The organism is Streptosporangium amethystogenes, from assembly GCF_000721075.1.
Taxonomy (GTDB): Bacteria; Actinomycetota; Actinomycetes; order Streptosporangiales; family Streptosporangiaceae; genus Streptosporangium; species Streptosporangium amethystogenes.
The window spans coordinates 37,836-62,161 of record NZ_JOEQ01000006.1 but is presented as its reverse complement, the minus strand read 5'-3'; the positions used below and the strand labels follow the sequence as shown (position 1 = coordinate 62,161).

At 70.8% G+C, this 24,326-nt stretch carries 20 protein-coding genes; 16 read left to right on the top strand and 4 right to left on the bottom strand.

What is annotated here, in order from left to right:
* Positions 1-77: 77 nt before the first annotated feature.
* Complete coding sequence (locus IG98_RS0111640) at positions 78-983, bottom strand: endonuclease/exonuclease/phosphatase family protein (protein WP_051752007.1); 906 nt, start codon at positions 981-983, stop codon at positions 78-80.
* 161 nt (positions 984-1,144) lie between these two features.
* Here IG98_RS0111640 and IG98_RS0111635 point away from each other — a divergent pair, with 161 nt between their 5' ends.
* From IG98_RS0111635 to IG98_RS0111605, 7 genes are all read left to right on the top strand, one after another.
* Entirely contained in the window at positions 1,145-2,185 is a 1,041-nt protein-coding gene (locus IG98_RS0111635; protein ID WP_030909893.1) for an LLM class F420-dependent oxidoreductase, read from the top strand.
* 122 nt (positions 2,186-2,307) lie between these two features.
* On the top strand, positions 2,308-3,375 hold the full coding sequence (locus IG98_RS0111630) for a M24 family metallopeptidase (RefSeq protein ID WP_030909891.1): 1,068 nt from the start codon (positions 2,308-2,310) through the stop codon (positions 3,373-3,375).
* Between the two features lie 26 nt (positions 3,376-3,401).
* Positions 3,402-3,962: an elongation factor P gene (gene efp, locus IG98_RS0111625; protein ID WP_030909888.1), complete on the top strand. Its 561-nt coding sequence runs from the start codon at positions 3,402-3,404 to the stop codon at positions 3,960-3,962.
* Entirely contained in the window at positions 3,962-4,372 is a 411-nt protein-coding gene (nusB, locus tag IG98_RS0111620; protein ID WP_030909885.1) for a transcription antitermination factor NusB, read from the top strand. Before efp ends, nusB begins: the two co-directional genes overlap by 1 nt.
* Before the next feature lie 287 nt (positions 4,373-4,659).
* Positions 4,660-5,418 carry a class I SAM-dependent methyltransferase gene (locus IG98_RS0111615; RefSeq protein WP_084195298.1) on the top strand — a complete coding sequence of 253 codons (759 nt, stop codon included), beginning with the start codon at positions 4,660-4,662 and terminating at the stop codon, positions 5,416-5,418.
* A 55-nt stretch (positions 5,419-5,473) separates the two neighbouring features.
* Complete coding sequence (gene dinB / locus IG98_RS0111610; protein ID WP_030909879.1) at positions 5,474-6,694, top strand: DNA polymerase IV; 1,221 nt, start codon at positions 5,474-5,476, stop codon at positions 6,692-6,694.
* A gap of 147 nt (positions 6,695-6,841) precedes the next feature.
* A complete protein-coding gene (locus IG98_RS0111605) occupies positions 6,842-7,243 on the top strand; it encodes a DUF3040 domain-containing protein (protein WP_030909878.1) in 402 nt (133 codons plus the stop codon).
* A gap of 110 nt (positions 7,244-7,353) precedes the next feature.
* Here the strand turns inward: IG98_RS0111605 and IG98_RS0111600 are convergent, their stop codons facing one another.
* Genes IG98_RS0111600 through IG98_RS0111590 form a run of 3 tightly spaced genes read right to left on the bottom strand, consistent with a single transcriptional unit; the run spans position 7,354 to position 11,995 of the window.
* Positions 7,354-9,768, bottom strand: a complete 2,415-nt coding sequence (locus IG98_RS0111600; RefSeq protein WP_030909875.1) for a transglutaminase TgpA family protein — start codon at positions 9,766-9,768, stop codon at positions 7,354-7,356.
* Positions 9,765-11,021, bottom strand: a complete 1,257-nt coding sequence (locus IG98_RS0111595; RefSeq protein WP_030909873.1) for a DUF58 domain-containing protein — start codon at positions 11,019-11,021, stop codon at positions 9,765-9,767. The genes IG98_RS0111600 and IG98_RS0111595 overlap by 4 nt, the downstream gene beginning before the upstream one ends.
* Positions 11,018-11,995 carry an AAA family ATPase gene (locus tag IG98_RS0111590; RefSeq protein WP_030909871.1) on the bottom strand — a complete coding sequence of 326 codons (978 nt, stop codon included), beginning with the start codon at positions 11,993-11,995 and terminating at the stop codon, positions 11,018-11,020. Before IG98_RS0111590 ends, IG98_RS0111595 begins: the two co-directional genes overlap by 4 nt.
* Positions 11,996-12,487: 492 nt before the next feature.
* Between IG98_RS0111590 and mraZ the strand changes: the two genes are divergently transcribed.
* The 9 genes from mraZ (at position 12,488) to ftsW (ending at position 24,322) form a co-directional block, all read left to right on the top strand.
* A complete protein-coding gene (gene mraZ, locus IG98_RS0111585) occupies positions 12,488-12,919 on the top strand; it encodes a division/cell wall cluster transcriptional repressor MraZ (RefSeq protein ID WP_030909866.1) in 432 nt (143 codons plus the stop codon).
* A 227-nt stretch (positions 12,920-13,146) separates the two neighbouring features.
* Positions 13,147-14,139 (top strand): 16S rRNA (cytosine(1402)-N(4))-methyltransferase RsmH, encoded by a 993-nt coding sequence (gene rsmH, locus IG98_RS0111580; RefSeq protein WP_030909863.1) that lies wholly within the window; start codon positions 13,147-13,149, stop codon positions 14,137-14,139.
* A 76-nt stretch (positions 14,140-14,215) separates the two neighbouring features.
* On the top strand, positions 14,216-14,647 hold the full coding sequence (locus IG98_RS0111575) for a hypothetical protein (protein ID WP_063766204.1): 432 nt from the start codon (positions 14,216-14,218) through the stop codon (positions 14,645-14,647).
* 1,055 nt (positions 14,648-15,702) lie between these two features.
* Positions 15,703-17,433, top strand: coding sequence for a penicillin-binding transpeptidase domain-containing protein (locus IG98_RS44745; RefSeq protein ID WP_037970082.1), 1,731 nt, complete (start codon positions 15,703-15,705; stop codon positions 17,431-17,433).
* A gap of 40 nt (positions 17,434-17,473) precedes the next feature.
* Positions 17,474-19,018 carry a UDP-N-acetylmuramoyl-L-alanyl-D-glutamate--2,6-diaminopimelate ligase gene (locus tag IG98_RS0111565; RefSeq protein ID WP_030909853.1) on the top strand — a complete coding sequence of 515 codons (1,545 nt, stop codon included), beginning with the start codon at positions 17,474-17,476 and terminating at the stop codon, positions 19,016-19,018.
* 12 nt (positions 19,019-19,030) lie between these two features.
* Positions 19,031-20,587 (top strand): UDP-N-acetylmuramoyl-tripeptide--D-alanyl-D-alanine ligase, encoded by a 1,557-nt coding sequence (locus IG98_RS0111560; RefSeq protein ID WP_030909851.1) that lies wholly within the window; start codon positions 19,031-19,033, stop codon positions 20,585-20,587.
* The gene (mraY, locus tag IG98_RS0111555) at positions 20,584-21,642 is read left to right on the top strand and encodes a phospho-N-acetylmuramoyl-pentapeptide-transferase (RefSeq protein WP_030909848.1); all 1,059 of its coding nucleotides are present in this window, start codon (positions 20,584-20,586) and stop codon (positions 21,640-21,642) included. Before IG98_RS0111560 ends, mraY begins: the two co-directional genes overlap by 4 nt.
* Positions 21,624-23,045: a UDP-N-acetylmuramoyl-L-alanine--D-glutamate ligase gene (gene murD / locus IG98_RS0111550; RefSeq protein WP_030909845.1), complete on the top strand. Its 1,422-nt coding sequence runs from the start codon at positions 21,624-21,626 to the stop codon at positions 23,043-23,045. The genes mraY and murD overlap by 19 nt, the downstream gene beginning before the upstream one ends.
* On the top strand, positions 23,042-24,322 hold the full coding sequence (gene ftsW, locus IG98_RS0111540) for a putative lipid II flippase FtsW (protein WP_037970038.1): 1,281 nt from the start codon (positions 23,042-23,044) through the stop codon (positions 24,320-24,322). Before murD ends, ftsW begins: the two co-directional genes overlap by 4 nt.
* The last annotated feature ends 4 nt before the right edge of the window (positions 24,323-24,326 follow it).

Below are 24,326 nucleotides of genomic sequence, written 5' to 3'. Positions count from 1 at the left end.
CCCGTTCCGGCCTCGCCGCCCGAGCCCTCCGGGTCTTCCGGGTCTTTCGGACCCTCAGGCCCGGCTGGTCGGTCCGGTCAGTCCGGTTTCTGGGAGGTCAGGCGCAGCGAGGCGAAGGCGGCGCGGTGGTCGCTGCCCGCTGCCCGCTCGACGCCCGCTTCGGTGGCGGTCAGGCCGCGGTAGAGGATGTGGTCGGGACGGGTGACGGGGAAGGCCGCGGGCCAGGTGAAGCCGAACCCCGTACCGGCCTCCTGCTGGGCGTCCGACAGCGGCGGCACCAGGCCGGAGCGCTTGCGGTCGGTGGTGGCGGTGTTGAGGTCGCCGAGCAGCAGCAGGCGCGCGCTGTCGTCCTTGTCGATCATCCTGCGGGCATGGGAGAGGGTCTCGTCACGCTGTGCGGTCTGGCCCGGCCGGGCGGAGGCGAGGTGCATGACGTACACGGTCAGCCTCCCCTTGGGGGTGGCGACCACCGCTCGCAGCGCCCGCGCCCAGTCGAGGCCGATGTCGGCCTTGCGGGCCTCGACGATCGGGAACCTGCTCCACAGGCCGACCGTGGCGATCCGGTAGTGGTGGGGAAAGCGTTCGCTGAGGACCTCCGCCGCAGGGCCTCCCGGAGTCAGTTCCTGCACCGCGACCAGGTCGCGGCCCTTGGAGACCGACCGTACGGCCTCGGCCGAGTCGGCGTTCGCCGCGCCCACGTTGAGCGTGGCGACCGACAGGTCGCTGGGACCGCCGGGCTGGCCGCGCAGCAGCGTCGGGCCGAACATGAGGCCCCAGACGGCCGCCGGGAGCAGCGCCGCGAAGATCACCTGCCACGAGCGGGTGGCCAGCGCGCAGATCAGCAGGACAGGTATCGCGACGCCGAGCCAGGGAAGGAGGCTCTCCAGCACGGGAGTGAAACCGCCCAGTTCCGGCAGGAACCGGTGCCCTCCGAGAATCAGGGCCAGGACTCCCGCCACCACGATGATCGACCGCCTCAGCACACCCCTCCTTGTCACCGTCGAAGATCCCCTACCCCGGAATGCGTAGGCTACCGGCCCGACGGCACGGGGCTTGGTGCTTCGGCGGTGAGTCGATAGCCTTTGTAGCCAAGGCAACGGAACAACATTCGGTTTCGTCGGCGCTGCGGAAGGACGATCTCACGATGCGTATCGGTATGGCCCTGAGCTACTCGGGGGGCTTCAAGGAGACGGTGGCCGAACTGGCCGACTACGAGAAGGCCGGTCTCGACATCGTCTTCGTCGCCGAGGCATACAGTTTCGACGCGGTCAGCCAGATGGGCTACATCGCGGCCAAGACCGAGAGACTGCAGATCGCCTCGGGCATCCTGCCGATCTACTCCCGTACCCCCGCGCTGCTGGCCATGACCGCGGCGGGCCTGGACTACGTCTCCGACGGCCGCTTCACCCTCGGTCTGGGAGCCTCGGGGCCGCAGGTCATCGAGGGCTTCCACGGCGTCCCGTACAACGCCCCGCTCGGACGCACCCGCGAGGTCATCGAGATCTGCCGCCAGGTGTGGCGGCGTGAGCGCCTGAACTACGAGGGCAGGCACTACACCGTCCCGCTTCCCGCGGACCGGGGGACCGGTCTCGGCAAGCCGTTGAAGCTCATCAACCACCCGCTCCGCGACCGCATCCCCGTCGTGATCGCCGCCATCGGTCCCAAGAACGTAGAGCTGGCCGCCGAGCTGGCCGAGGGCTGGGAGCCGATCTTCTACATGCCGGAGAAGGCCGCCGAGGTGTGGGGCGCCTCCCTGGCGGCGGGCCGGGCCAAGCGGGACCCGGCGCTGGGAGAGCTGGACGTGATCGCCCAGGCGTCGCTGGCCATCGGTGACGACGTCTCGGGCTGGCTGGAGCTGGGCCGCCCGATGGCCGCCCTCTACATCGGCGGGATGGGGGCCAAGGGCAAGAACTTCTACAACGACCTCGCCCGCAGGTACGGCTACGAGAAGGAGGCCGAGCAGATCCAGAACCTCTACCTGGAGGGGAAGAAGGACGAGGCCGCCGCGCTCGTTCCGCAGGAGATGCTGGAGAAGATGTCGCTGATCGGCCCGGAGGGGCACGTCAGGGAGCGGCTGCAGGCGATGCGCGAGTCGGGTGTCACGACCATCAACGTCGCCCCGCTGGGACGCACCCACGCAGAGCGCCTCCGGCTCATCGAGAAGGTCAGGGAACTCGCCTCCTGACCCGCCTCGCGGGGACCGGGACCCGGCGGGCATGTGATCGGCGGGTCCGGGTTCCGGGAAGGAGCCGGCGAGATCGAGCCAAGATGACGACATTGGTCAAATCGGCCAATAGCATGCGTGCCATGACCGTCATCCACGTACGGCGCCGTGAGAACCTCGCGGCCCTGCTCCCCGCTCACGAGGCGGATGCGATCCTGGTCACCGGCGGCGTGAACGTGCGCTACCTGACCGGCCTGGCCAGCTCCAACGCGGCGGTCCTGATCCGGGCCGACGCCGGTGCCACGCTGGCCACCGACTCCCGCTACATCGGGGCCGCCCGACGGCTGTGCGCCGACATCGAGGTGGTCGAGGAACCCGACGTCGCCGGGGCGCTGCTGCCGGAGAGCGGCCGGACGGGCATCGAGGCCGACCACATGTCCGTCGCCACCTACTTCCGGCTGGGCGGCGACCGGCTCCGCCTGTCGGGACTGGTGGAGTCGGTACGCATGGTCAAGGACGACGCCGAGATCGATCTCATCCGCACCGCGTGCGAGCTCACCGACCGGGCCTTCGCCGAGGTCCTGCCCGAACTGCGCCCGGGGCTGACCGAGAAGGCGGTCGCCAGGGCGCTGGAGCGCCGGATGGTCGACCTGGGCGCGGACGGGCTCGCCTTCGACACGATCGTCGCGAGCGGCCCCAACGGTGCGATCCCGCACCATTCGCCCTCGGACCGGCCGCTGGAGCGCGGAGACCTGGTCACCATGGACTTCGGGGCGCTGTATGAGGGCTACCACGCCGACATGACCAGAACCGTGGCGATCGGCGAGCCCGCCGACTGGCAGCGCGAGCTGTACGACCTGGTCCGCGCCTCCCAGCGGGCCGGCCGCCGGGCCGTGCGGACCGGTGCGGCGCTCCACGAGGTGGACGCCGCGGCCCGCGACCTGATCGCCGAGGCGGGATACGGGGAGTTCTTCAAGCACGGTCTCGGACACGGAGTCGGGCTGGAGATCCACGAGAAGCCGTTCCTGTCTCCGCGAAAGCCAGAGCCTGACCACGAGCACGCTAGAATGGAGGACCGAGTTCCGGTCACGGTTGAACCTGGGGTATATCTTCCCGGCAGGGGTGGTGTCCGCATCGAGGACACGCTCGTGGCGCGTGATGGCGGGCCGGAACTTCTCACCCGGACGACCAAAGAGCTGCTCGTCCTCTAAGAGCGGCCGTACGCAGGAGAGAACTAGTGGCGACGACGAACGACCTCAAGAACGGCCTAGTGCTCAAGCTCGACGGCGGTGAGCTCTGGGCTGTCGTGGAGTTCCAGCACGTCAAGCCCGGTAAGGGCGGCGCGTTCGTCCGCACCAAGCTCAAGAACGTGCTATCGGGCAAGGTCGTCGACAAGACCTTCAACGCGGGCGTCAAGGTCGAGGTGGCCAACGTCGACAAGCGCGAGATGCAGTTCTCGTACATGGACGGCGACGACTACGTCTTCATGGACACCGAGACCTACGACATGCTCCATGTCTCCAGGGCCGCGGTCGGCGACTCCGCCAACTACCTGCTGGAGAACATGCTGGCCACCGTGGCGATCAACGAGGGCAACGTCCTCTACGTCGACCTGCCCGCGGCCGTCGAACTGATCGTCGCCGAGACCGAGCCCGGCCTCCAGGGCGACCGCTCCACCGGCGGCACCAAGCCCGCCACGCTGGAGACCGGTGCCGAGATCAAGGTGCCGCTGTTCATCACCACCGGCGAGAAGGTCAAGGTCGACACCCGCACCGGCGATTATCTCGGCCGCGCCTGATGTCGGCACGGGGCAAGGCGCGCAGGCGCGCGCTGGACATCCTCTTCGAGGCGGAGGCCCGGAGCGAGGACCCGCTCAGGGTTCTCGCCGAGCGCCTGGAGCGGGCCGAGCCGCCCGTGAACGAATACACCACGACGATCGTCGAAGGCGTGTGCAGGCACCGGACGCGCATCGACGAGCTGATCACCGCCTACGCCGACGGCTGGACGCTCGACCGCATGCCCGCGGTCGACCGCAACCTCCTGCGCGGCGGCACCTACGAGCTGCTGTGGATGCCCGACGTCCCCGAGGGCGTCGTCATCAGTGAGTGGGTCAGCCTGGCCTCCGAACTGTCGACCGACGAGTCGCCGCAGTTCGTCAACGGCCTGATGGCCAGGTTCAAGCAGCTCAAGCCGTCTCTGACGCTCTAACCCGCGCCCCGCGGGGAGCCGGTCCCGGTCTCCCCGCCTCGGCGCGCACCCGCACGGCTCCTCATCCATTCGCACACCCCCGCGGCCTGGAGGGCAGTCATCCGGCGCCCCTCCCGGACGCCCCCCTTTCTCCCGCGGATCCGACGGCCTTCCTCTCGGCCGGTCGGCCGGGTCCGTCCACTCGGGGAAAAAGACTCGATCAATTACGAGTATGGATAGTCCTTGGGCCGCGCCGGGGGACGCGCGGCGTAGGCTGGGCTCGTCACGTATGAGGAGGCGATCTGAAGTTGCACGCCGTAGGCATCTCACGGCACGCAGGCACCCCGGCGGTCCGTACCGCGGTCGTATGGGACGTCCTGAGCGCCGTGCTGGCCGAACGGGTGGCCGCGACGGGCCGTGATCGGCTCGACATCGTCGACGCCGGGGGCGGCACGGGTGGTTTCGCCGTTCCCCTGGCCGACCTGGGCCACGCCGTGACGGTCGTCGACCCCAGCCCCGACTCGCTCGCCGCGCTGGAGCGCCGCGCGGCGGAGGCGGGGGTGGAGGTGCGCGCCCTGCAGGGTGACGCCGCGGACCTGGGGGAGCTGCTCCCGGGCGGTGGCACCGACCTGGTGCTCTGCCACAGCGTGCTGGAGTACGTGGAGGATCCGGTCAGCGCGGTGACGGCCATGGCCGATCTGCTGCGTGAGGGCGGCGTGATCAGCGTGCTCGCCGCGAACCCGCTCGCCGCCGCGCTGCATCGAGCCTTCGCCGGACGCTTCGACGAGGCCCGCCGGGCCCTGGACGACCCCGAGGGCCGCTGGGGTGACCGCGACCCCACACCCAGGCGCTTCACCCGGGAGGCACTGGAGCGGCTTCTCGCCGTGACCGGCTTCGCGCCCGGCGAGGTGCACGGGGTGCGGATCTTCGCGGACCTGGTGCCCAGCAGGCTGCTCGACGGCGAACCCGGAGCCGCACGCGCCCTGGCCGACCTGGAGCAGGCGGCGGCGGCGCACCCGGTGCTTCGCGACATCGCGACCCAACTGCACGTGCTCGGCCACCGGTGAGCACCACGTCGAACGCGTGTTCCCGTAGGATGGCGTCGTGTCGAGAAAGCAGCAGATGCCGCGCCCGGAATCGGATCTGGGGACGGACGACACCGGCTGCCCGATCCTCCATGTCGACATGGACGCCTTCTACGCCGGTGTCGAGCTGCGCGAGCGCCCCGAGCTCAGAGGAACCCCCGTCATCATCGGCGCGCCCGGCGCGCGCGGGGTGGTGCTCAGCGCCACCTACGAGGCCCGGAGGTTCGGGGTGCACTCGGCCATGCCCATGACCCGGGCCCGACGGCTCTGCCCTAACGCGGTGATCATCCCGCCGAGTCGCGGCAAGTACGCGGAGGTCTCCCGGCGTGTCATGGAGATCTTCCAAACCTTCACCCCCGAGGTCGAGCCGATAGCCTCCGATGAGGCGTTCCTGGACGTCGGCGGGGCACGCAAGCGCCTCGGCCCCCCGGCGGAGATCGCCCGGATGATCCGGGAGCAGATCGTGCGCGAGCAGGGCGTCACCTGCTCCGTGGGAGTCGCCAACAGCAAGTTCGTGGCAAAGCTCGCCTCGCGCCACTGCAAGCCGGACGGACTGTTCGTGGTTCCCGCCGACCGGGTGGTCGACTTCCTGCACCCGCTCCCGGTGGCGGCGCTGTGGGGTGTCGGGGAGCGCACCGAGCGGTCCCTGGCCCGGCTCGGCATCAAGACGGTCGGAGATCTCGCCAGGGTCCCGGTGGACACGCTCCGCCGCGAGCTGGGCCAGGCGGCGGGCGAGCACCTCGCGGCGCTCGCCTGGGGGCGTGACGAGCGCCCCGTGACCCCGCACGTTCCCGACAAGAGCATCGGCGCGGAAGAGACATTCGCCACAGACATCGCAGACCCCGTGGAGATCCGCAGGGAGCTTCTCCGGCTCTCCGAGCGGGTCGCGGCCAGGCTCAGGCAGGGGGGCAGCGTCGGCCGCACGGTCAGCGTCAAGCTCCGCCGCGCCGACTTCACCACCCTGTCCCGCTCCCGGAGCCTGCACGAGCCCACGGACGTAGCCAAGATCCTGTACGACGTCGCCTGCGCCCTCTACACCGCCTCTGGTCTGGAGAACGTCCAGCTGAGACTGGTCGGAGTACGGGTGGAGAACCTCAGCCCGGCCGGCGGGGCGAGCAGGCAGCTCGGTCTCGGAGAGCGTGAGACGGGCTGGCGGGAGGCCGAGCAGGCGATGGACAGGGCCACCCGCAGATTCGGTCACAATGCGGTGCTTCCGGCCTCCCTTGTTCGCCCGCCGTTTGATGGAATAGATCCATGACGCGGCCTCCGGTTTGGACTACGTTGGACGTTTTCTTTCGTCTACGTCTACAGCCTCGTATTCTGGGGATAACCGACCGCGAGGTTCGGACACCCCGTGTCGTCCGTCACCGTCTTCCCCGTCCTGGGGCTGTCCTTGGGAGGCGCCGTGCCGCTCTCTGAGCACGAGCAGCGCTTGCTCGACCAGATCGAGCAGGCACTCTACGCCGAGGACCCGAAGTGGGCCAACACCGTCAGGATCAGTGATCCCCGCAGCCACTACAGGCGCCGCCTGGTGAAGGCCTCCATCGGCTTCATCCTGGGTGTCGTCCTGCTGATGGTCGGCGTTGTGATCATCAACATCCCGCTCGGCGTCGGCGGTTTCGTGGTCATGCTCGCCGCGTGTCTGTGGGGTCTGTCCAGCTGGAAGCGGATGAACGGGTTCGGTGAGGCCGGCGCGGCCGTACCGTCCGATCAGCCGCGAGGCAAGGGGGGGCGCCGCAGTGGTTCCCGCCAGAGCTTCATGGAACGCATGGAGGAGCGCTGGCGCCGTCGTAACGACGAGCACTAGCCGCCGGGCCCGCCGCCGTTCGCGGCGGCGGATCTCCTCCCCGACCCCTTGGACGACGAGGGCCGCTCCCGACTGGAAGCGGCCCCTGCCATCTGGTGAATCCGCCTTGCTCAGGCGCCCTTCCCGGTCGGCCTGCGGAGCTGGATGTTCTCCAGCCGGTCGAAGCCGTCCAGCACCCGCCCGCCGAGCCCTCGCATCCGCAGGAGCGTGGAGGGCGGCAGCAGCACAGCCCTGATCCGCCTGCCGCGGGTCACGGTGGCGGCCAGCGCCCGCCGCACACTCCGCAGGTCCGCACGGAGCGTGCCGGTCTCACCCGGGGCCCTGGCGTAGAGCATCCGCTCCACAGCCGAGGTGATCCTCCCCAGCGCGGCGGCGGCCTCCGGTTCGAACCCGTACTGCTCCGTCAGCCGCCTGGCCAGCGCGCGCGGGCTCTCACTCGCCTGCCGCGACATCCCGTAGTCGCACAGAGCGTCGTCGAGTTCGGCCCAGGACGCCCGCACCGCCGACTCCCGCCGGATGGCCCCGAGGGCCGTGGCGCCGGCCGGATCCTCCCCGTCGGGACCCTTGACCTGCCGGGTGTGGTGTCTGTCGCGGCGGGCCCGCAGCTGCCAGCGGATCATCGCCGGAATCAGCGCGACCAGCAGCGCGATCACGACTCCGATGCCGATTCGCGCGGCCGGCGGCATGCCCTCGTCCAGTGCGATCGGCAGGCCACCGGAGTCGAGGTCGAGCGTCCGGTCACGGCGGCCGGCCGCCGTCCCCCCGGTGGGGTCGGAGTCGCCGGGGTCCGCCGAAGGGGCCGTGATCGGCTCGTCGGGGGTGGCCGACGCCACCTCTGGCCGGGTGTAGGAGGGGACCGTCGCGCTGCCCTGGCCCGCCCCGCCCGTCGGCGTGGGTTCGAAACGGAGCCATCCGGTTCCCTCGAAGTACAGCTCGGGCCAGGCGTGCGAGTCATGGGTGCGCACCTGCCACTGGTCGGACAGGCTGCCGCCACCGGTGTAGCCGATGGCGACCCGGGAGGGGATGCCCAGGACGCGCGCCAGCACCGCCATGGAGGCGGCGAACTGCTCGCAGTAACCGGTCCGGTTGCGGATCAGGAAGTCGGTCAGCGCCGGGCCGTCATGCCCCTGGGTGGCCAGGCTGTAGGTGAACCCGCCCTTCTCCGTGAAGAACTCCTGCAGCTGGATCGCCTGCTCGTACTGGCTGGAGTCGCGCTTGGTCACCCGGGTGGCCAGTTCCCTGATCTCCTCGGGAAGGCTCTCCGGCAGCCCCAGGTACCGTTCCCTGATCGCCGGGGCCGCCGGATCCGCCGCCTTGAGCCTCTCCGCAGTGGGCTCGGGCTCGGCGGTGACCACCTGGTAGGTCAGACCCCCGGCGGTGTTCCTGGTGGAGAAGACCATGAGCGTGTCGCGGTCGGGCCGCCAGTCGCCCTCCACCGTGACCTTGGACGCGGGGTAGGGCAGCGGCAGGAAGCTCAGCCTTCTGACCTGCTCGCTCACCGTGATGTCGAGGGTCGCCGGTGTGACGGGCAGGTCCGCGCCCTGGCCGGGGGGCGGTGGCATCGGTGAGTCGGAGGTCCGGTCCTCGGGGCGGCCCCTGGGCTCCGACATCGTCCACTGCTCGCCGTCGAAGACGTCGAGGGAGTACATCCGCAGGTAGCGCGCCGCACCGTCGCTGACCGTGTAGGTCAGCACCGTGGAGTTCTCCGGCAGCGACAGCTGGCCGCGCAGGTTGACGATGGGGTTCGGGATGCTGATCGAGTTGCCGCCGCCCGCGCCGTTGCCCACACCGAACGAGAACAGCGGGTTGGGCTCCAGCGGGGGGAGCAGCAGGGGCAGCAGGACGGCCAGCACGATCGCGGTGAAGCCGATGCGCCTGCCGGACAGCCGTAGCGTCCCGGCATCGGAGGAGGGCCGCGTGACGGTGAAGGAGGACGTCCGGCGCACCAGCACCGCCCGGCCCCAGTGGCTGACCCGCTCCCGCCCGTCGGCGACGAGCACGCCGAGATAGCCCAGGGCGCCGACGATGAACGTCGGCCAGCTGATCGGCTCGGCGACCACCGCCGCAGGGACGGTGAACAGCGCCAGCAGCGGCAGCCCGGTGAGGGCCGCCCTGCGCAGCCGCGCGGCCAGCAGGTCGACGGTGATCGCGATCAGGCCGACGCCGCCGCAGGTGAGCAGGACGATTCCATCGTTGTCCGGCACGGGGGCGGCGAACCGCTGGATGTCGGCGAAGCCCGTCGCCAGCAGCTCGGCCAGTGCCAGGACCGACTCCTTCGTGGGCACCGCCCTCGCCCACGCCTCGTCGCCGGCGAACACCGAGGTCAGGTAGACCCAGACCGCGAGCACCTGGGCGGGCGGCACCAGCCAGCCGGGCAGCCTGTAGTGGCCGGCCAGCACGCCGATCCCGGTCACCACCAGGATCGCGCCGAGGCTGCTCCAGAACCAGGCGCCGCCCTGGAAGAGGGGATAGAGCGCGATCGCGACCGCTCCCGTGGCCACGCCCGACGCGATGGGAAGTCTCATGCGTTGCCCCTGCTCGCCAAGGATCGCCCGCGCTGCGCGGCGTCCTGCCACACGCTCGCGACGGAGGCGCCGGCGGCCAGTCGCACGACGCGCCAGCCCGTCCCCGTCAAAACCGCCCGCGCCGCCTGGAAGTCCTCGTCCTCGCCGAGTTCGGGACGCTCCCATCCCGCCACGTCCAGCATCACGGCCACGCCGGTCGTCTTGCCGTGCCTGACCCTGGCCAGCTCCCGGGCCTGGTCGAGGTCCATCTTGCCGAGTACGGCCACGATCAGCCCATCGCCGCCGCCCTGGCGCAGCGCGCCGACGCCGTACTCCAGCGACCGCGCCGGGCTGGTCTTCACCACGGCCAGGGTGTCCAGCAGCGACAGGCTCAGCCCGCTGTCGGTGAGGTGCTCGGCCCCCTGGTCGGTGACCAGGCGCAGGCCGAGACCCTCATGGGCCAGGTGCACGCCGATGGAGGCGGCGGCCGAGACCGCGGTCTCGAACGACGAGCGTGGGCCCTCACCCCGGTGGGCGTACCGCCGTGTGTCCAGCAGCAGCGCACCTCTGCTCTGCCACTGCTGCTCCTCGCGCCGGACCATCAGCTCGCCGTGTCTGGCGGTCGAGCGCCAGTGCACCCGCCGCAGGTCGTCGCCCTGCCGGTACTCGCGGGGGGCGACGTCGTCGTCCCCCGCCGCCGCGACGCTCCTGGTACGGCTGTCACCGCCGCCGCTCCACTCGCCGACCAGACGGACGTGGGGCAGCGCCACCACCTGGGGCGTCACCATCAGCGTGTCGCTGATGGTGAACGACCTGGTCAGCTCGACCAGGCCGAAGGGGTCGCTGATCCGGATGGAGAGCGGGCCGATGGTGAAGCGGCCGCGCAGGTCGGAGCGGACCCGGTAGTCGATCTCCCGGATCCCCTGCGGCTCCACCCGGTCCAGCACGAACCTGGGCCGGGCGCCGAGGGCGTAGGGAACGGTGTCCTCGACCATCAGCAGACCGGTCGGCAGCCGGGTGACGTTCTCCAGCCGCAGCGTCACGGTGGCCTCGCTGCCCATCTCGGCCCTGGGCGGATCCAGACGCCGCGCACAGCTCAGCCGGTAGCGGGTACGGGCGACCACCATGGCCGCCAGCAGCGGCAGCGAGACGATCAGCACGCCGATCCTGAGCAGGTCGTGCTCGCCGAGGAGGAAGGCGCACAGCAGCGCCGCGACGCCGGACGCGACGAAGGACCGGCCGCGGGCGGTGAGCGCCTTGAGGCCGGAGGTCACCGGGCCTGGGCCTCGGGAACGGGAACCCGGCGGACCAGGTCGGCGATCACCTGCTCGGGCGGGCGGCGCTGCCCCTGAGCCTCGATGCTGGGCAGCAGCCGGTGCGCCAGTACGGGGACGCACAGCTCCTGCAGGTCGTCGGGGATGACGTAGTCGCGGCCGGCGAGCGCCGCGTGCGCCCGCGCGGCCCTGACCAGTTGCAGGGTCGAGCGGGGAGAGGCGCCCAGCCTCAGGTCGGGGGACTGGCGGGTGGCGGTCACCAGGTCGATCGCGTACTTCTTGATCGGCTGGGAGACGTAGACCCCGCGCACCGCCGCGATCAGCGCCTGCACCTCTTCGGTGCTGGCCACCGGCTCCAGCTTGTCCAGCGGGGAGGCGGCGCCGTGCACGTCGAGCATCTCCAGCTCCGCGGAGGGAGCCGGGTAGCCCATCGCGATCCTGGCGGTGAACCGGTCGCGCTGAGCCTCGGGCAGGGGGTAGGTGCCCTCCATCTCGATCGGGTTCTGTGTCGCGATCACCATGAAGGGGGAGTCCAGCCGGTAGGTCGCCCCGTCGACCGTGACCTGCTGCTCCTCCATGCACTCCAGCAGCGCCGACTGGGTCTTCGGCGAGGCACGGTTGATCTCGTCGCCCACCACGATGTTGGCGAAGACCGGGCCCGGCTTGAACTCGAACTCCCTGGTCTGCTGGTTGTAGGCGCTCACCCCGGTGATGTCGCTCGGCAACAGGTCGGGGGTGAACTGCACGCGGCGCACCGGGCAGTCGATGGAGCGCGCCAAGGCCTTGGCGAGCATGGTCTTGCCGACTCCGGGCACGTCCTCGATGAGCAGATGGCCCTCGGCGAGTAGTACGGTCAAGGTCAGGAGGATGACGTCACTTTTGCCTTCGATCACCGATTCGATCGACTGGCGGATCCGGTGCGCGGTGACAACAAGATCATCGAGCTGAGGTGAGACGTCATGAGTTACTGCCACCAGGCCTCCATGAGGATGCGGCGGTTGTGCGCCGGGGGGTTGCCGTTGCGGAATCTTTGCGATCCCGTTACTCATTCTGTTTACGACCCTACGGCGCCGCGCGTTCCAACGGCGACCTTATGTGGTCATCAAGGATGGTTTCGGGTGATCAGCCATAGTGTGCGCCATGATCGTCGCGTTCCTGTGTGAGTGACGTGCCGATCCTGTGACGGGCGTGGTGCTGTTTCACCTTCCACCATTCTTCACCGCCTTACAGTCCATTTCATGATCTTTGGACTATTCGGCAATCTTCCCGACACGCCCGTGACGTATGCCGGGCCGCTTACCCCCTCCACTCCGCACCACCCCATTTGAACTGGGGAAATGTCGGCGAAACCCGCCGTGAAGAGGCGCGGAATCAGTTGACGGTGGAGAGAAGTGGAGTATGGTGGTGCGCAGTGGAGGGCACGGCTGCGACGCCTGGTTCTCCGCTGGGCACGGGAGGTGGAGCCGATGTTCCTCGGCACTCACCACCTGCGTCTCGATGAGAAGGGACGGCTGTTCCTGCCGGCGAAGTACCGTGAGGAGCTGGCGGAGGGTCTGGTGATCACCAAAGGCCAGGAGCGTTGCCTCTACGTTTTTCCCGTAGAGGAGTTCCAACGCATAACCGAGGCTCTGCGCAACGCGCCGGTGACCGCCAAGGCGGTCCGTGACTACAGTCGTGTCATCTTCGCCGGCGCATCCGACGAGGTCGCCGACAAACAGGGGCGGATCACCGTTCCGCAGGCTCTGCGCGAATACGCCAGCCTGCGCCGTGACTGCGTGGTCATCGGAGCCAACACCCGGCTGGAGATCTGGGACGAACACGCCTGGAGCACCTATCTGGCCGACCAAGAGCAGGCTTTCGCCGATCTGTCGGAGGAGGTGCTGCCAGGGATTTTGTGACTCCACGGTCGACTCATCGGTAAAACGTCGTTCGGCGAGGTCTCCACCCGCAACCACCTGCCCGTCAGCTGATGCACCTTCCCCGGTGTCAGGTGACGGACGGATACGCGGGTGCGGATGGGGACCTGGCCGGACGGCCCCGGGGGTGGGGGCCAGTTTTCAAGACACCGGTGAGCGTCCGCCGCGCGTCCGTGGGACGGGGCGGGAAATAAGGAGGGTTGCGCTTCATGCGCGCCGAAAACCACAGCCATGATCTTCAGGCGCCGGGGGGACACGTCCCCGTCATGCTCGATCGGGTACTGGAGTTGCTCGCTCCGGCGCTGGCCCGCCCCGCCCCGGTGCTCGTCGACGCCAACCTCGGACTCGGCGGCCATGCCGAGGCGCTGCTCGCCGCGCACCCCTCGCTCCATCTGATCGGGATCGATCGCGACCCCACCGCCATCGAACGTTCCACGGCCAGGCTCGCGCCGTACTCGAACCGGATCACGCTGGTGCGCGCGGTCTCCGACGAGCTCTCCGAGGTGCTGGCCGACGCCGGCCACCCCCGGGTCGACGCCGCCCTGTTCGACCTGGGGGTCTCCTCTCCGCAACTGGACGAGGCCGAGCGTGGTTTCGCCTACTCCTACGACGCGCCGCTGGACATGCGGATGGACCGTGACGAGGAGCTCACGGCCGAGATCGTGGTCAACACCTATTCGGCCGCCGAGCTGATCCGGATCCTGCGGGATTACGGAGAAGAACGATTCGCCCCGCGTGTCGCGCATCTAATCCTCAAGGAAAGGGCCAGGGAGGCCATAACGTCTACCAAGCGGCTTGCGGAGATCGTCCGGACGGCGATCCCCGCCGCTACCCGCAGGACCGGGGGCAACCCCGCTAAAAGGACTTTTCAGGCGTTGCGGATCGAGGTGAACGCGGAGTTGACGGCGCTGGAACGCGCGCTCCCAGCCGCGCTCGACGCATTGACGCTGGGCGGGCGCGTCGTCGTGCTCGCGTACCACTCCCTTGAGGACCGGCTGACAAAGCAGGTCATCACCGCGCGGACCAGGGACACCGGCCCCGTTGGCCTCCCTGTCCCGCTGCCGGCTCACCAGCCGCGGTTCGCGCTCCTGACGAGGGGAGCCGAGCTTCCGAGCGAAGAGGAGGTGGCCCGCAACCCGCGGGCCGCCTCTGCCCGGTGTCGGGCGGCAGAGAGGATCCGTGAGGCAGTTGACGAGGAGTGAGACAGACGTCCGACGCGCCGCGCCCAGCCGTACCGTGCCCGGTCGCGGCGCGCGTCCCGTGCGTGTCCCCCGTGCGATGCCGCAGGGGCGCCGCGGCGGTCCGGCCAGGCCCATGCCCGTCTCCGGTCCGGCCGCCCAGGCCCAGGCGGCTCCCGCGGCCCGTCGCGCGCGGGCGCCGAGGGCTCCTTTCCTGCTGCTCGTGGTCGGCCTGCTCTGCGGCGGCCTGGTCAGCCTGCTGCTGCTGAACGCCGTGCTCGCCAAGGACTCCTTCAGGGCCAACGGGCTGCGCAAGGAGATCAGCGGTCTGCGCATCGAGAAAGAGGCGAAGCAGAGCGAGAACATGCGGAGGGAGATGCCCGACGCGGTCGCGAAGAACAACGAGTACCAGGGGCTTGGGCCCGACTGGGACACCGCGCGTGTCATCACCCCCGACAAACCTGCCAGCAGGGCCGCCAGTGACGGTCAGACGCCCGCAGGGCAGGAGCGAGTGCCGGGCACGGGCCAGTGAGAGAGAGCGGCGGACGGGGGCCCGGACAGGGCCGCGGCGGCTCCTCGGGCGGATCGGCGGGAAGCTCCGGCCGCCGGTCTTCCGGCGGCCCCGGCCGGCCGGGTAAACCCGGCGGGGCCTCGGACGTTCCCGGTAGGCCCGGTTCCGAGGGCGCCGGGCCTTCAGGTGCTCCCGGTGTCCCCGACAGTCCCGGCGGGCCCGCCTCCCCGGGCAGGCCCCCGGCGTCCGGCAGGTCCGGTTCGTCGAGATCGTCTGGTTCCTCTGGTTCTGGCCGTGCGGGTTCCGCCGGCCGGGCGCAGGGCGTCGATGGGCCGGGTAGGCCCGGTTCCTCGGGCAGGTCATCCGGTTCTGGTCGCGCGGGCTCTTCGGGCAGACCGTCCACCACGGGCTCCGGCCGGGCGGGCTCTCCGGCCAGGGGACAGGGAGACGAGAAGGCGTCCGGTGCCGCCAGGGGGCGATCCTCCGCCGAAGGTCCAGGCAAGGGCCAGGGGGCGGGGCGGGCCGGCAGGGCGGGCTCCGCCGCGAGGCCGTCCGCTTCGGGCGGCTCCGGCCGGGCGTCCACCTCCGGCGGTCCCGGCAGGACGGGCTCGCCTGGCCGTCCGGCGGCCTCGGAGGGCACCGGCAGACCTGGCAGATCCGATAAATCCGATAAATCCGACAAGCCCGCCAGGCCTGCCAGGTCCGGTTCTCCGGCGAGGCCGTCGGTCGCGGGCACGTCCGGCAGATCCGGCTCTCCGGGGCGGCCGGGTTCCACCGGCAGGCAGGGGGCCGGCGCGAGGCCGCCCGCCCCCGGCGCTTCGGACGTCCCCTCGGTACTCCGGGCCACGGGTGGCTCCGGCAGGCCCGGCGGCCCCTCGGCGCCGCGCAGGCCCACCGGCTCCGAGGCCGCGCGCGGACCGGCGCGGTCCGCACGACCCCAGGAGTCGCCGGGCCCGCCGGGCCGGGCGCGACCCGCGCCAAGTCGTGGAAACGAACGGCCGCAGGAGCAGGAGCACACGCGCACGATGGGACGCGGCGGCGGCAGGCCGCCGCGGCCTCCGGCGCGCCCGTCCGCGGTGCTGCGCCTGGGCAACCCCCGCAGGCGTATCGGCATCGGCCTGATGGCGATGACCTTCGTGCTGTCCATCTTCGCGGGGCGGCTCATCCAGCTTCAGGGCCTCGACTCGAAGGTCTACACCGCCGAGGCGGCCAAGCAGCGCGTACAGGGTGAGAAGCTGCCCGCGAGAAGGGGCTCGATCACCGACGTCAACGGACACGAGCTCGCGCTGACCCTGGAGGCGCGCGAGATCTTCGTCGACCCCTCGCAGGTCGTCGCCGCGCAGCGCGACCGGGTGGCCGCGGTCCTGGCCAAGGAGCTGAACGAGCCCAAGGACCCGATCGCCGCCAAGCTGGCCGACGGCACCAGCCACTACGCGCAGATCGCCGCCGCCGTCGATCCCGCACTCGCCCAGCGGATCATGGCGTACGAGTTCAAAGGCGTCGGCAGCAAGCACCGCTACCGGCGTGACTACCCGGGCGGCGACCTGGCGGGCAGCCTGCTGGGTTTCGTCGGCACCGACGGCACCGGACTGGCCGGGCTGGAGAACACCTACGACAAGCTGCTCGCGGGCCGAGACGGCGAGCAGATCATCGAGACGGGCGCCAGAGGGCAGCGCATCCCGATGACCCGCAGCACCCTGCGGGCGCCCATCGAGGGCAGGGACGTGCGGCTGACCATCGACCGCGACGTCCAGTGGGCCGCGCAGAAGGCGATCAGCGAGCAGGTCAAGGCCACCGGGTCGCGCACCGGCAGCGCCATCGTGCTGGACGTGCAGACCGGTCGGGTGATCGCCATGGCGAACGCGCCGGAACTCGACCTGAAGAACTGGAAGGAATCCCCGGTGGAGGACCGGGTCAACCGGTCGGTCACCGACGTGTTCGAACCGGGCAGCACCAACAAGGTCATCACCGCCGCGGCGGCGCTGGAGTCGGGGGCCGTGCGGCCGGACACCCTGTTCACCGTCCCCGACCAGATCAGGTGTGCCGACCGGGTGCTGAAGGACTCCCACCCGCACGCCGTCGAGCGCCTGACCTTCTCGGGTGTCGTGGCGACCTCCAGCAACGTGGGCACCATCCTGGCCACCCAGAAGATCGGCGACGAGAAGCTCCACTCGATGCTCCAGCGCTTCGGTTTCGGCGCGAAACCCGGCACCGGGCTGCCGGGGGAGGAGGCGGGGCTGCTGCCCGACTGGAAGAACTGGTCGGGCAGCCAGCGCTGCACGATCGCCTACGGCCAGGGCATCTCGGTGACCGCGCTCCAGACGGCGAGCGTCTACCAGACCATCGCCAACGGCGGGGTGCGCGTCACCCCGCAGATCGTGGCCGGCACGACCGGCGAGAACGGCGCGTTCACGCCGTCCGCTCCGGGTAAGCGGACCCGGGTGGTCGGTGAGCGTACGGCGCGGGAGATCGCCGCCATGCTGGAGGCCGCGGTGAGCGAGGAGGGCACCGGCAACCTCGCCGCGATCGACGGCTACCGGGTGGCGGGCAAGACGGGCACCGCGATGCGCTATGACACCAGATGCCAGGGCTACTGCGGATACACCGCGACGTTCGTTGGTTTCGCTCCGGTGGACAAGCCCCGCCTGGTCGTCCTGGCGGTGCTCCAGGACCCCCAGCAGGGCCACTACGGTGGGGAGATCGCCGCCCCGGTCTTCAAGCAGTTGATGACGTTCGCGTTGAAGAGCGGAAAGATTCCTCCGACCGGAACCCGGCCCTCCCCGGTGCGGATACGCGCAGGGAGGTGACGAGTGAAGGTACGCTCTCGCCGTGCATCCCCCGTCGTCCATGCGACCCTCAACCAGTTCACCCCGTCCGCTCTCCGGGCTGGCGAGCCTCCTCGGCGCGCCCTCGGGCACGTCACGAGCGCCGCTGGCCGCGGTGTCCGGGATCACCATCGACTCGCGCCAGGTGTGTCGTGGAGATCTCTACGTAGCGCTGCCGGGGGCCACGGCCCACGGGGCCGACTTCTCCGCGCAGGCCCTCGCCGCGGGTGCCGCCGCGATCCTGACCGACGAGGCGGGCCGGCAGGCCGCGGTCGCGACCGGCCTGCCGGTCCTCGTCGTGCCCAACCCGCGCCGCCTGCTGGGACAGGTCTCCGCCTGGGTGTACGGCAATCCCGCGGCTGACGTGATGGTCATCGGCGTCACCGGCACCAGTGGCAAGTCCACCACCACCTTCCTGCTGGAGGCCGGACTGCGGGCCGCGGGACACCGGCCGGGGCTGATCGGGGGCGTGGAGATCCACGTCGGTGAGCTGCGTTTCGCGCCGAGGCTCACCACGCCGGAGGCCAGCGACCTGCAGGGCCTGTTCGCCCTGATGCGTGAGCAGGGCGTCACCGCCGCGGCCATGGAGGTCTCCAGCCACGCGCTGGCGCTGGGCCGGGTCGACGAGGTGTTCTACGACGTGGCGCTGTTCACCAACCTGTCGCAGGACCACCTCGACTTCCACCGGGATCTCGACGACTACTTCGCGACGAAGGCCCGGTTGTTCACCCCCGAGATGAGCAGGGTGGGCGTCGTCAACCTCGACGACGCCCACGGGCGGGAGCTCCTCGGCAGCGCGAAGATCCCGATGACCACCTTCTCCGCCGAGGGCGCCGTGGAGGCCGACTGGCGGGCCGTGGACGTGCGGCTGGGACCCGAGGGCAGCACCTTCAAGATCGTGGGCCCCGGTGGCGTCGAGGAGGCCGCGACGATCGCCCTGCCCGGCCCCTTCAACGTGGCCAACGCCCTGGGCGCCGTCGTCGCGCTGGTGGAGGCCGGTGTGCCGCTGCGAACCGCGGTGGCGGGCCTGGGTACGCTGGCAGGAGTTCCGGGCCGGATGGAGCGGGTTCCCGGCGGGGAGGACTTCCAGGCCATTGTCGACTACTCGCACAAGCCCGGCGCGGTCGAGTCCGTCCTGTGCTCGCTGCGCGAGGTCACCGAGGGCAGGCTCATCGTGGTCCTTGGCTGCGGGGGTGACCGTGACCGTGGTAAACGCCCAATGATGGGAGAAGCCGCCGCAAGGCTGGCAGATGTGGCTATTCTCACCAGCGACAACCCCCGCTCCGAGGATCCCCTGCGGATCCTCGCGGAGATGATGGACGGAGTTCTCGGTGTGTCCCAGGACGGACGCGCACATGTGATCATTGAGCCTGATCGTGCCGCGGCCATCGACCTGGCCATCGGCCGGGCGGGTTTCGGCGACGTCGTCGTCGTGGCCGGCAAGGGTCACGAGCAGGGCCAGTACATCGGCGACCAGGTGCTTCCTTTCGATGACAGGCAGGTCGTGGCCGACGCGATCGTCAGGCGCCGGAACCGCACCGGGCGCCGAAGCACGTATGGAGAGTAGGGAAGACGCATCATGATCCCGTTGCCGCTGGCCAGAATCGCCGAGATCACCTCGGGGGCTCTCGCGGGCATGGCCGACCCACGCGCGGTGGTGCGCGGCCCGGTCGTCATCGACTCCCGCGCCGTCGAGCCGGGGTCGCTGTTCGTCGCGATCAAGGGTGAACGGGTCGACGGGCACGACTTCGCCGCCCAGGCCGTCGAGGCAGGGGCGGTCGCCGTGCTGGCCTCCCGGCCCGTCGACGTCCCCGCCGTCATCGTCGGCGACACCGTGGCGGCCATGACCGTCCTGGCCACCGCCGTCTGCGCCGAACTGCCGGCGACCACGGTCATCGGCATCACCGGCTCGGCGGGCAAGACCACCACCAAGGACCTGCTGGCCAGGCTCACCGCGAGGATCGGTCCAACGGTCGCCCCCGTCGGATCGTTCAACAACGAGATCGGCCACCCGCTGACCGTGCTGAAGGCCGACGAGGACACCCGCTACCTGGTGCTTGAGCTCAGCGCGCGCGACGTCGGGCACATCGCCCACCTGACCCGTATCGCCCCGCCGAGGATCGGCGTGGTCCTCAACGTCGGCACCGCCCATCTGGGCGTCTTCGGGGGCAAGGAGGAGATCGCCAGGGCCAAGGGCGAACTGGTCGAGGCGCTGCCCGCCGACGGCGTGGCCGTGCTCAACCTCGATGACCCGCTGGTGGCGGCCATGGCCGGACGCACCCGCGCCCGCGTCACCTGGTACGGCCGGACCTCCGACGCCGACGTACGGGCCGAGAACGTGACCGTCGACGAGCGGGGGCGCGCCTCCTTCACGCTGCGCGCCCCGTCCGGCGCCGCTCCGGTCGGCCTCCGCCTGTACGGTGAGCACGCGGTGGAGAACGCGCTGGCGGCCGCGGCGGCCGCCTACGAGCTCGGCCTGCCGGTCGCCACCATCGCCGAGGAGCTGTCGGAGGCCGAGCCTCGCAGCCGCTGGCGGATGGAGGTCACCGACCGCGAGGACGGGGTGACCGTGATCAACGACGCCTACAACGCCAACCCCGACTCCATGCGCGCCGCCTTCGGTGCCCTGGACGCGCTCGCGGGCGATCGCCGCCGCTTCGCGGTCATCGCCGCCCTGCTCGAGCTGGGTGAGGACGGTCCCGCGCTCAACGAGGAGCTGGGCCGGCTGGCCGGGGGCGCGGGTCTCGCCGGTCTGTTCGTCGTCGGCCCCGACGCCGACCCGATCCTGGCCGGGGCGGAGGCCGCCGTACGGGAGGCCGCGGGCCGCGTGCCGGTGGCCGGCGTCCCCGCCGGGCATGCCGGACCGGTCTGGCACGCCGCGGGTGGCCCGCCGGGCGCGGGAGAGCCGCCGGGCACCGGCTCGACGGACGGCCTCTCGCCCCTCTCCGCCTTCGGTGACGCCCCGGCGACCGGGATCCGGGGCGCCACCCGGGTCTCGCACGCCGCCGACGCGGCACAGGCGGGCGCGGAGCTGTCGGCGCTGCTGGCCCCCGGTGACGTCGTGCTCGTCAAGGGACCGCGCGCCGCGGGCCTTGAGCGGGTGGCCGTGGCGCTGCTCGGGGGTGATCGCCGATGAGGGAGATCCTCGTCGCGGCGGCGATCAGCCTGCTGCTGTCCATGCTGGGCACACCGCTGGCGATCCGCCTGTTCTCCCGGCGCGGCTACGGGCAGAGCATCAGGGAGGAGGGACCCTCCGGCCACCACGACAAACGCGGCACCCCCACCATGGGCGGCACCGTGATCGTGATCGCCGCGCTGGTCGGCTTCGCCTGCGCCCACCTCTACAGCTTCACGCCGCCCACGGTCTCCGCGGTCCTGGTGCTGTTCCTGATGACGGGCCTGGGCGCGGTCGGCTTCCTGGACGACTTCATCAAGATCTACAAGCAGCGCAGCCTGGGCCTGCGCAGCGGTGCCAAGGCGCTGGGCCAGCTCATCGTCGGCGCGGTCTTCGCGGTCCTGGTGACCCGTTTCCCCAACGCCTACCTGATCACCCCGGCCGAGACGCGCCTGTCGTTCCTGAGGGACTTCGGCCCCTCCATCGGGCTCATCGGGTTCATCATCTGGGTGCTGATCATGATCGTGGGCTTCTCCAACGCGGTGAACCTCACCGACGGCCTCGACGGCCTGGCCAGCGGTGCCACCGGTGTGGTGCTGGCCTCGTACGTGCTGATCGGCAACTGGCAGCTGCGCAACAGCTGCACCACCCAGCTCGGGCCCAACTGCTACTGGGTCCGCGATCCGCTGGACCTGGCCGTGGTCGCCGCGGCGGTGCTCGGCGCGCTGGTCGGCTTCCTGTGGTGGAACGCCCCGCCAGCGAAGATCTTCATGGGTGACACCGGCTCGCTGGCCCTGGGCGGCGTGCTCGCCGGGTTGGCCATCACCACCAGGACCCAGCTCCTGCTGATCATCCTCGCCGGGATGTGCGTGCTCATCACCATGTCGGTGATCATCCAGGTCGGTTCCTTCAAGATGACCGGTAAACGGGTCTTCAGGATGGCCCCGCTACAGCACCACTTCGAGCTGAAGGGCTGGGCCGAGACGACCATCGTGGTCCGCTTCTGGCTGATCGCCGCCCTGTGCGCGGCCGCCGGGCTGGGGATCTTCTACGTGGAATGGATGCCCAGGCTGTGAGTGGGAAAGGCCATGTGATCTGCGTCGCCGGACTGGGGGTCTCGGGCACGGCCGTGGCCCGCACGATGGCCGCGAGGGGCGAGAGGGTGGTCGTCCTGGAGGGCAGGGACGGTGAGCGGGCCAGGGCGCTCGCCGCCGAGCTCGCCGGGCTCGGCGTCGAGGTCCGCTTCGGCGAGCCCGCGGAGCCCCCGGCGGGCACCTCGCTGATCGTCACCACCGGCTGGCCGCCGCACCACCCGCTGCTCGCCGCCGCCGCGGCGGCGGGGATCGAGGTGATTGGCGAGGTCGAGCTGGCCTGGCGGCTCCGCCCGGTCGGCGCCGCTCCCTGGCTGGCACTGACCGGTACCAACGGCAAGACCACCGTGGTCCGGATGCTCACCTCGATGCTCCTGGCCGCCGGGCACCGGGCGCTCGCCGTCGGCAACGTCGGCACCCCGGTGGTGGAGGCGGTCGCCGGAGCCGGCGACGTGCTGGCGGTGGAGCTGTCCAGCTTCCAGCTGCACCGCTCGCCCAGCATCGCCCCGTACGCGGCCGCGGTGCTCAATGTGGCGCCGGACCACCTCGACTGGCACGGCTCCATGGAGGAGTACGCCCGGGTCAAGGGGGAGATCTTCGCCAGGGCCGGGATCGTCGTGTACAACGCCGACGACGAGTGGGCGACCCGTCTCGCCGCGCCGTACGAGAGCGTGGCGGCACGCAGCGTGGGCTTCACCCTCGGCGTGCCCGCACCGGGCCAGCTCGGCGTGGTCGAGGACCTGCTGGTGGACCGGGCGTTCGTGGCCGATCCCGCGAGTAACGCGGAGGAACTCGCCTCGTTCGACGACGTCCGCCCGTTCGCGCCGCACAACGTGGCCAACGCGCTCGCCGCTGCGGCGCTGGCCAGGGCCTACGGGGTGAGCGCCACCGCGGTGCGCGAGGGCCTGCTGGACTTTGTGCCCGACCCCCATCGGATCGCGTACGTGGCCAGGGTCGCCGAGGTCGACTACGTGGACGACTCCAAGGCCACCAACCCGCACGCCGCCGCCGCCTCGCTGGCCGCCTACCCGTCGATCGTCTGGGTGGCGGGCGGGTTGCTCAAGGGCGCGGACGTCGACGAGCTGGTACGCCGCGCCGCGCCCCGCCTGCGCGGCGCGGTCCTGCTGGGCGCCGACCGCGAACGAATTCGCGAGGCTCTGGCGCGACACGCCGGGAATGTTCCGGTGGTGGAGGTGGCCGGGCAAGACACTGGGGTCATGGACCGTGTCGTCACCGAAGCCGCCAGGCTCGCCACCCCCGGAGACACCGTGCTGCTGGCCCCGGCCGGCGCCTCCTGGGACATGTTCTCCGGTTATCCCGCCCGAGGGGAGGCGTTCGCCCGAGCCGTGCACCGTCTCGCCGCAGGGCACGACGGGGGACGGGCGTGAGCGCGACGGCGCAGGAGGGCGCCCCCCGGGGGCAGGACGGCCTCCGCGAGCACCTGCTCGCCCTCCGCGAGCTGCTCAACCGGCCGTTGACCTCGTACTACCTGATCCTGGGGTGCAGTTCCCTGCTGCTCGTCCTCGGCCTGATGATGGTGCTGTCGGCCTCCAGCATCGAGGCGCTGCAGGAGATGGGCGACCCCTTCTACTGGTTCTTCAAGCAGTCGATCTCGGCCGCACTCGGTCTCCCGCTGATGTGGGTCTGCGCCCAGCTGCCGCCCCGGTTCTTCAGGCTCGCCGGCTACCCGTTGATGGCGCTGTCGATCCTCGGGCTGGTGCTGGTGCTGTTCGTCGGCACCTCCCAGCTCGGCGCCCAGCGCTGGATCGACCTCGGCCCCATCTACCTGCAGCCCTCCGAGCCCGCCAAGCTCGGGCTGATCCTCTGGGGCGCCGACCTGCTGGCCCGCAGGGCGCGCAACGGCCTGATCGAATGGCGCAGCCTGTTCATCCCGCTGATGCCGGGCACCGCCATCCTGGCCGTCATGGTCATGCTGGGAAGCGACCTCGGCACCACGCTGGTGCTGCTGATGATCTTCCTGTCGCTGCTCTGGGTGGTGGGCGCGCCGCTGAGGCTGTTCGGCGGGATCCTCGCGGTGGCGGTGCTCGCGACCATCGTCATGATCAGCACCGAGGGCTACCGCTCGGACCGGATCACGGGCTGGCTCGACCCGTGGGGCAACGCCCAGGGGTCCGGCTTCCAGGCCGTGCAGGGACAGATCGCGATGGGCAGCGGCGGCTGGTTCGGGCTGGGGCTGGGGTCCAGCAGGCAGAAGTGGAGCTGGATCCCGCACGCGGAGAGCGACTTCATCTTCTCCATCCTCGGTGAGGAGCTCGGACTGATGGGCACGCTCGTCGTGGTGGCCCTGTTCGGGCTGCTGGGCTACGCGGGGCTGCGGGTGGCCACCCGGGTGAAGGACCCGTTCGTCCGGCTCGCCTCCGCCGCCGCGATCGCCTGGATCGCCGGTCAGGCGATCGTCAACATCGGCGCCGTCATCGGCGTGCTGCCCATCACCGGTATCCCGTTGCCACTGGTCTCCTACGGTGGATCGGCCCTGTTGCCCACCCTGGCCACCCTGGGCATGCTCCTGTCGTTCGCCAAGCACGAACCCGGCGCCCGCGAGGCTCTCGCGGCCCATGGCCCCGGACCGGTGGCGCGGGGCCTAAGCTGGCTTGGCCTGGGTGGTCCGGCCAGGAAACGACGGCCGGGCCGTGGAAGACGATAAGCGA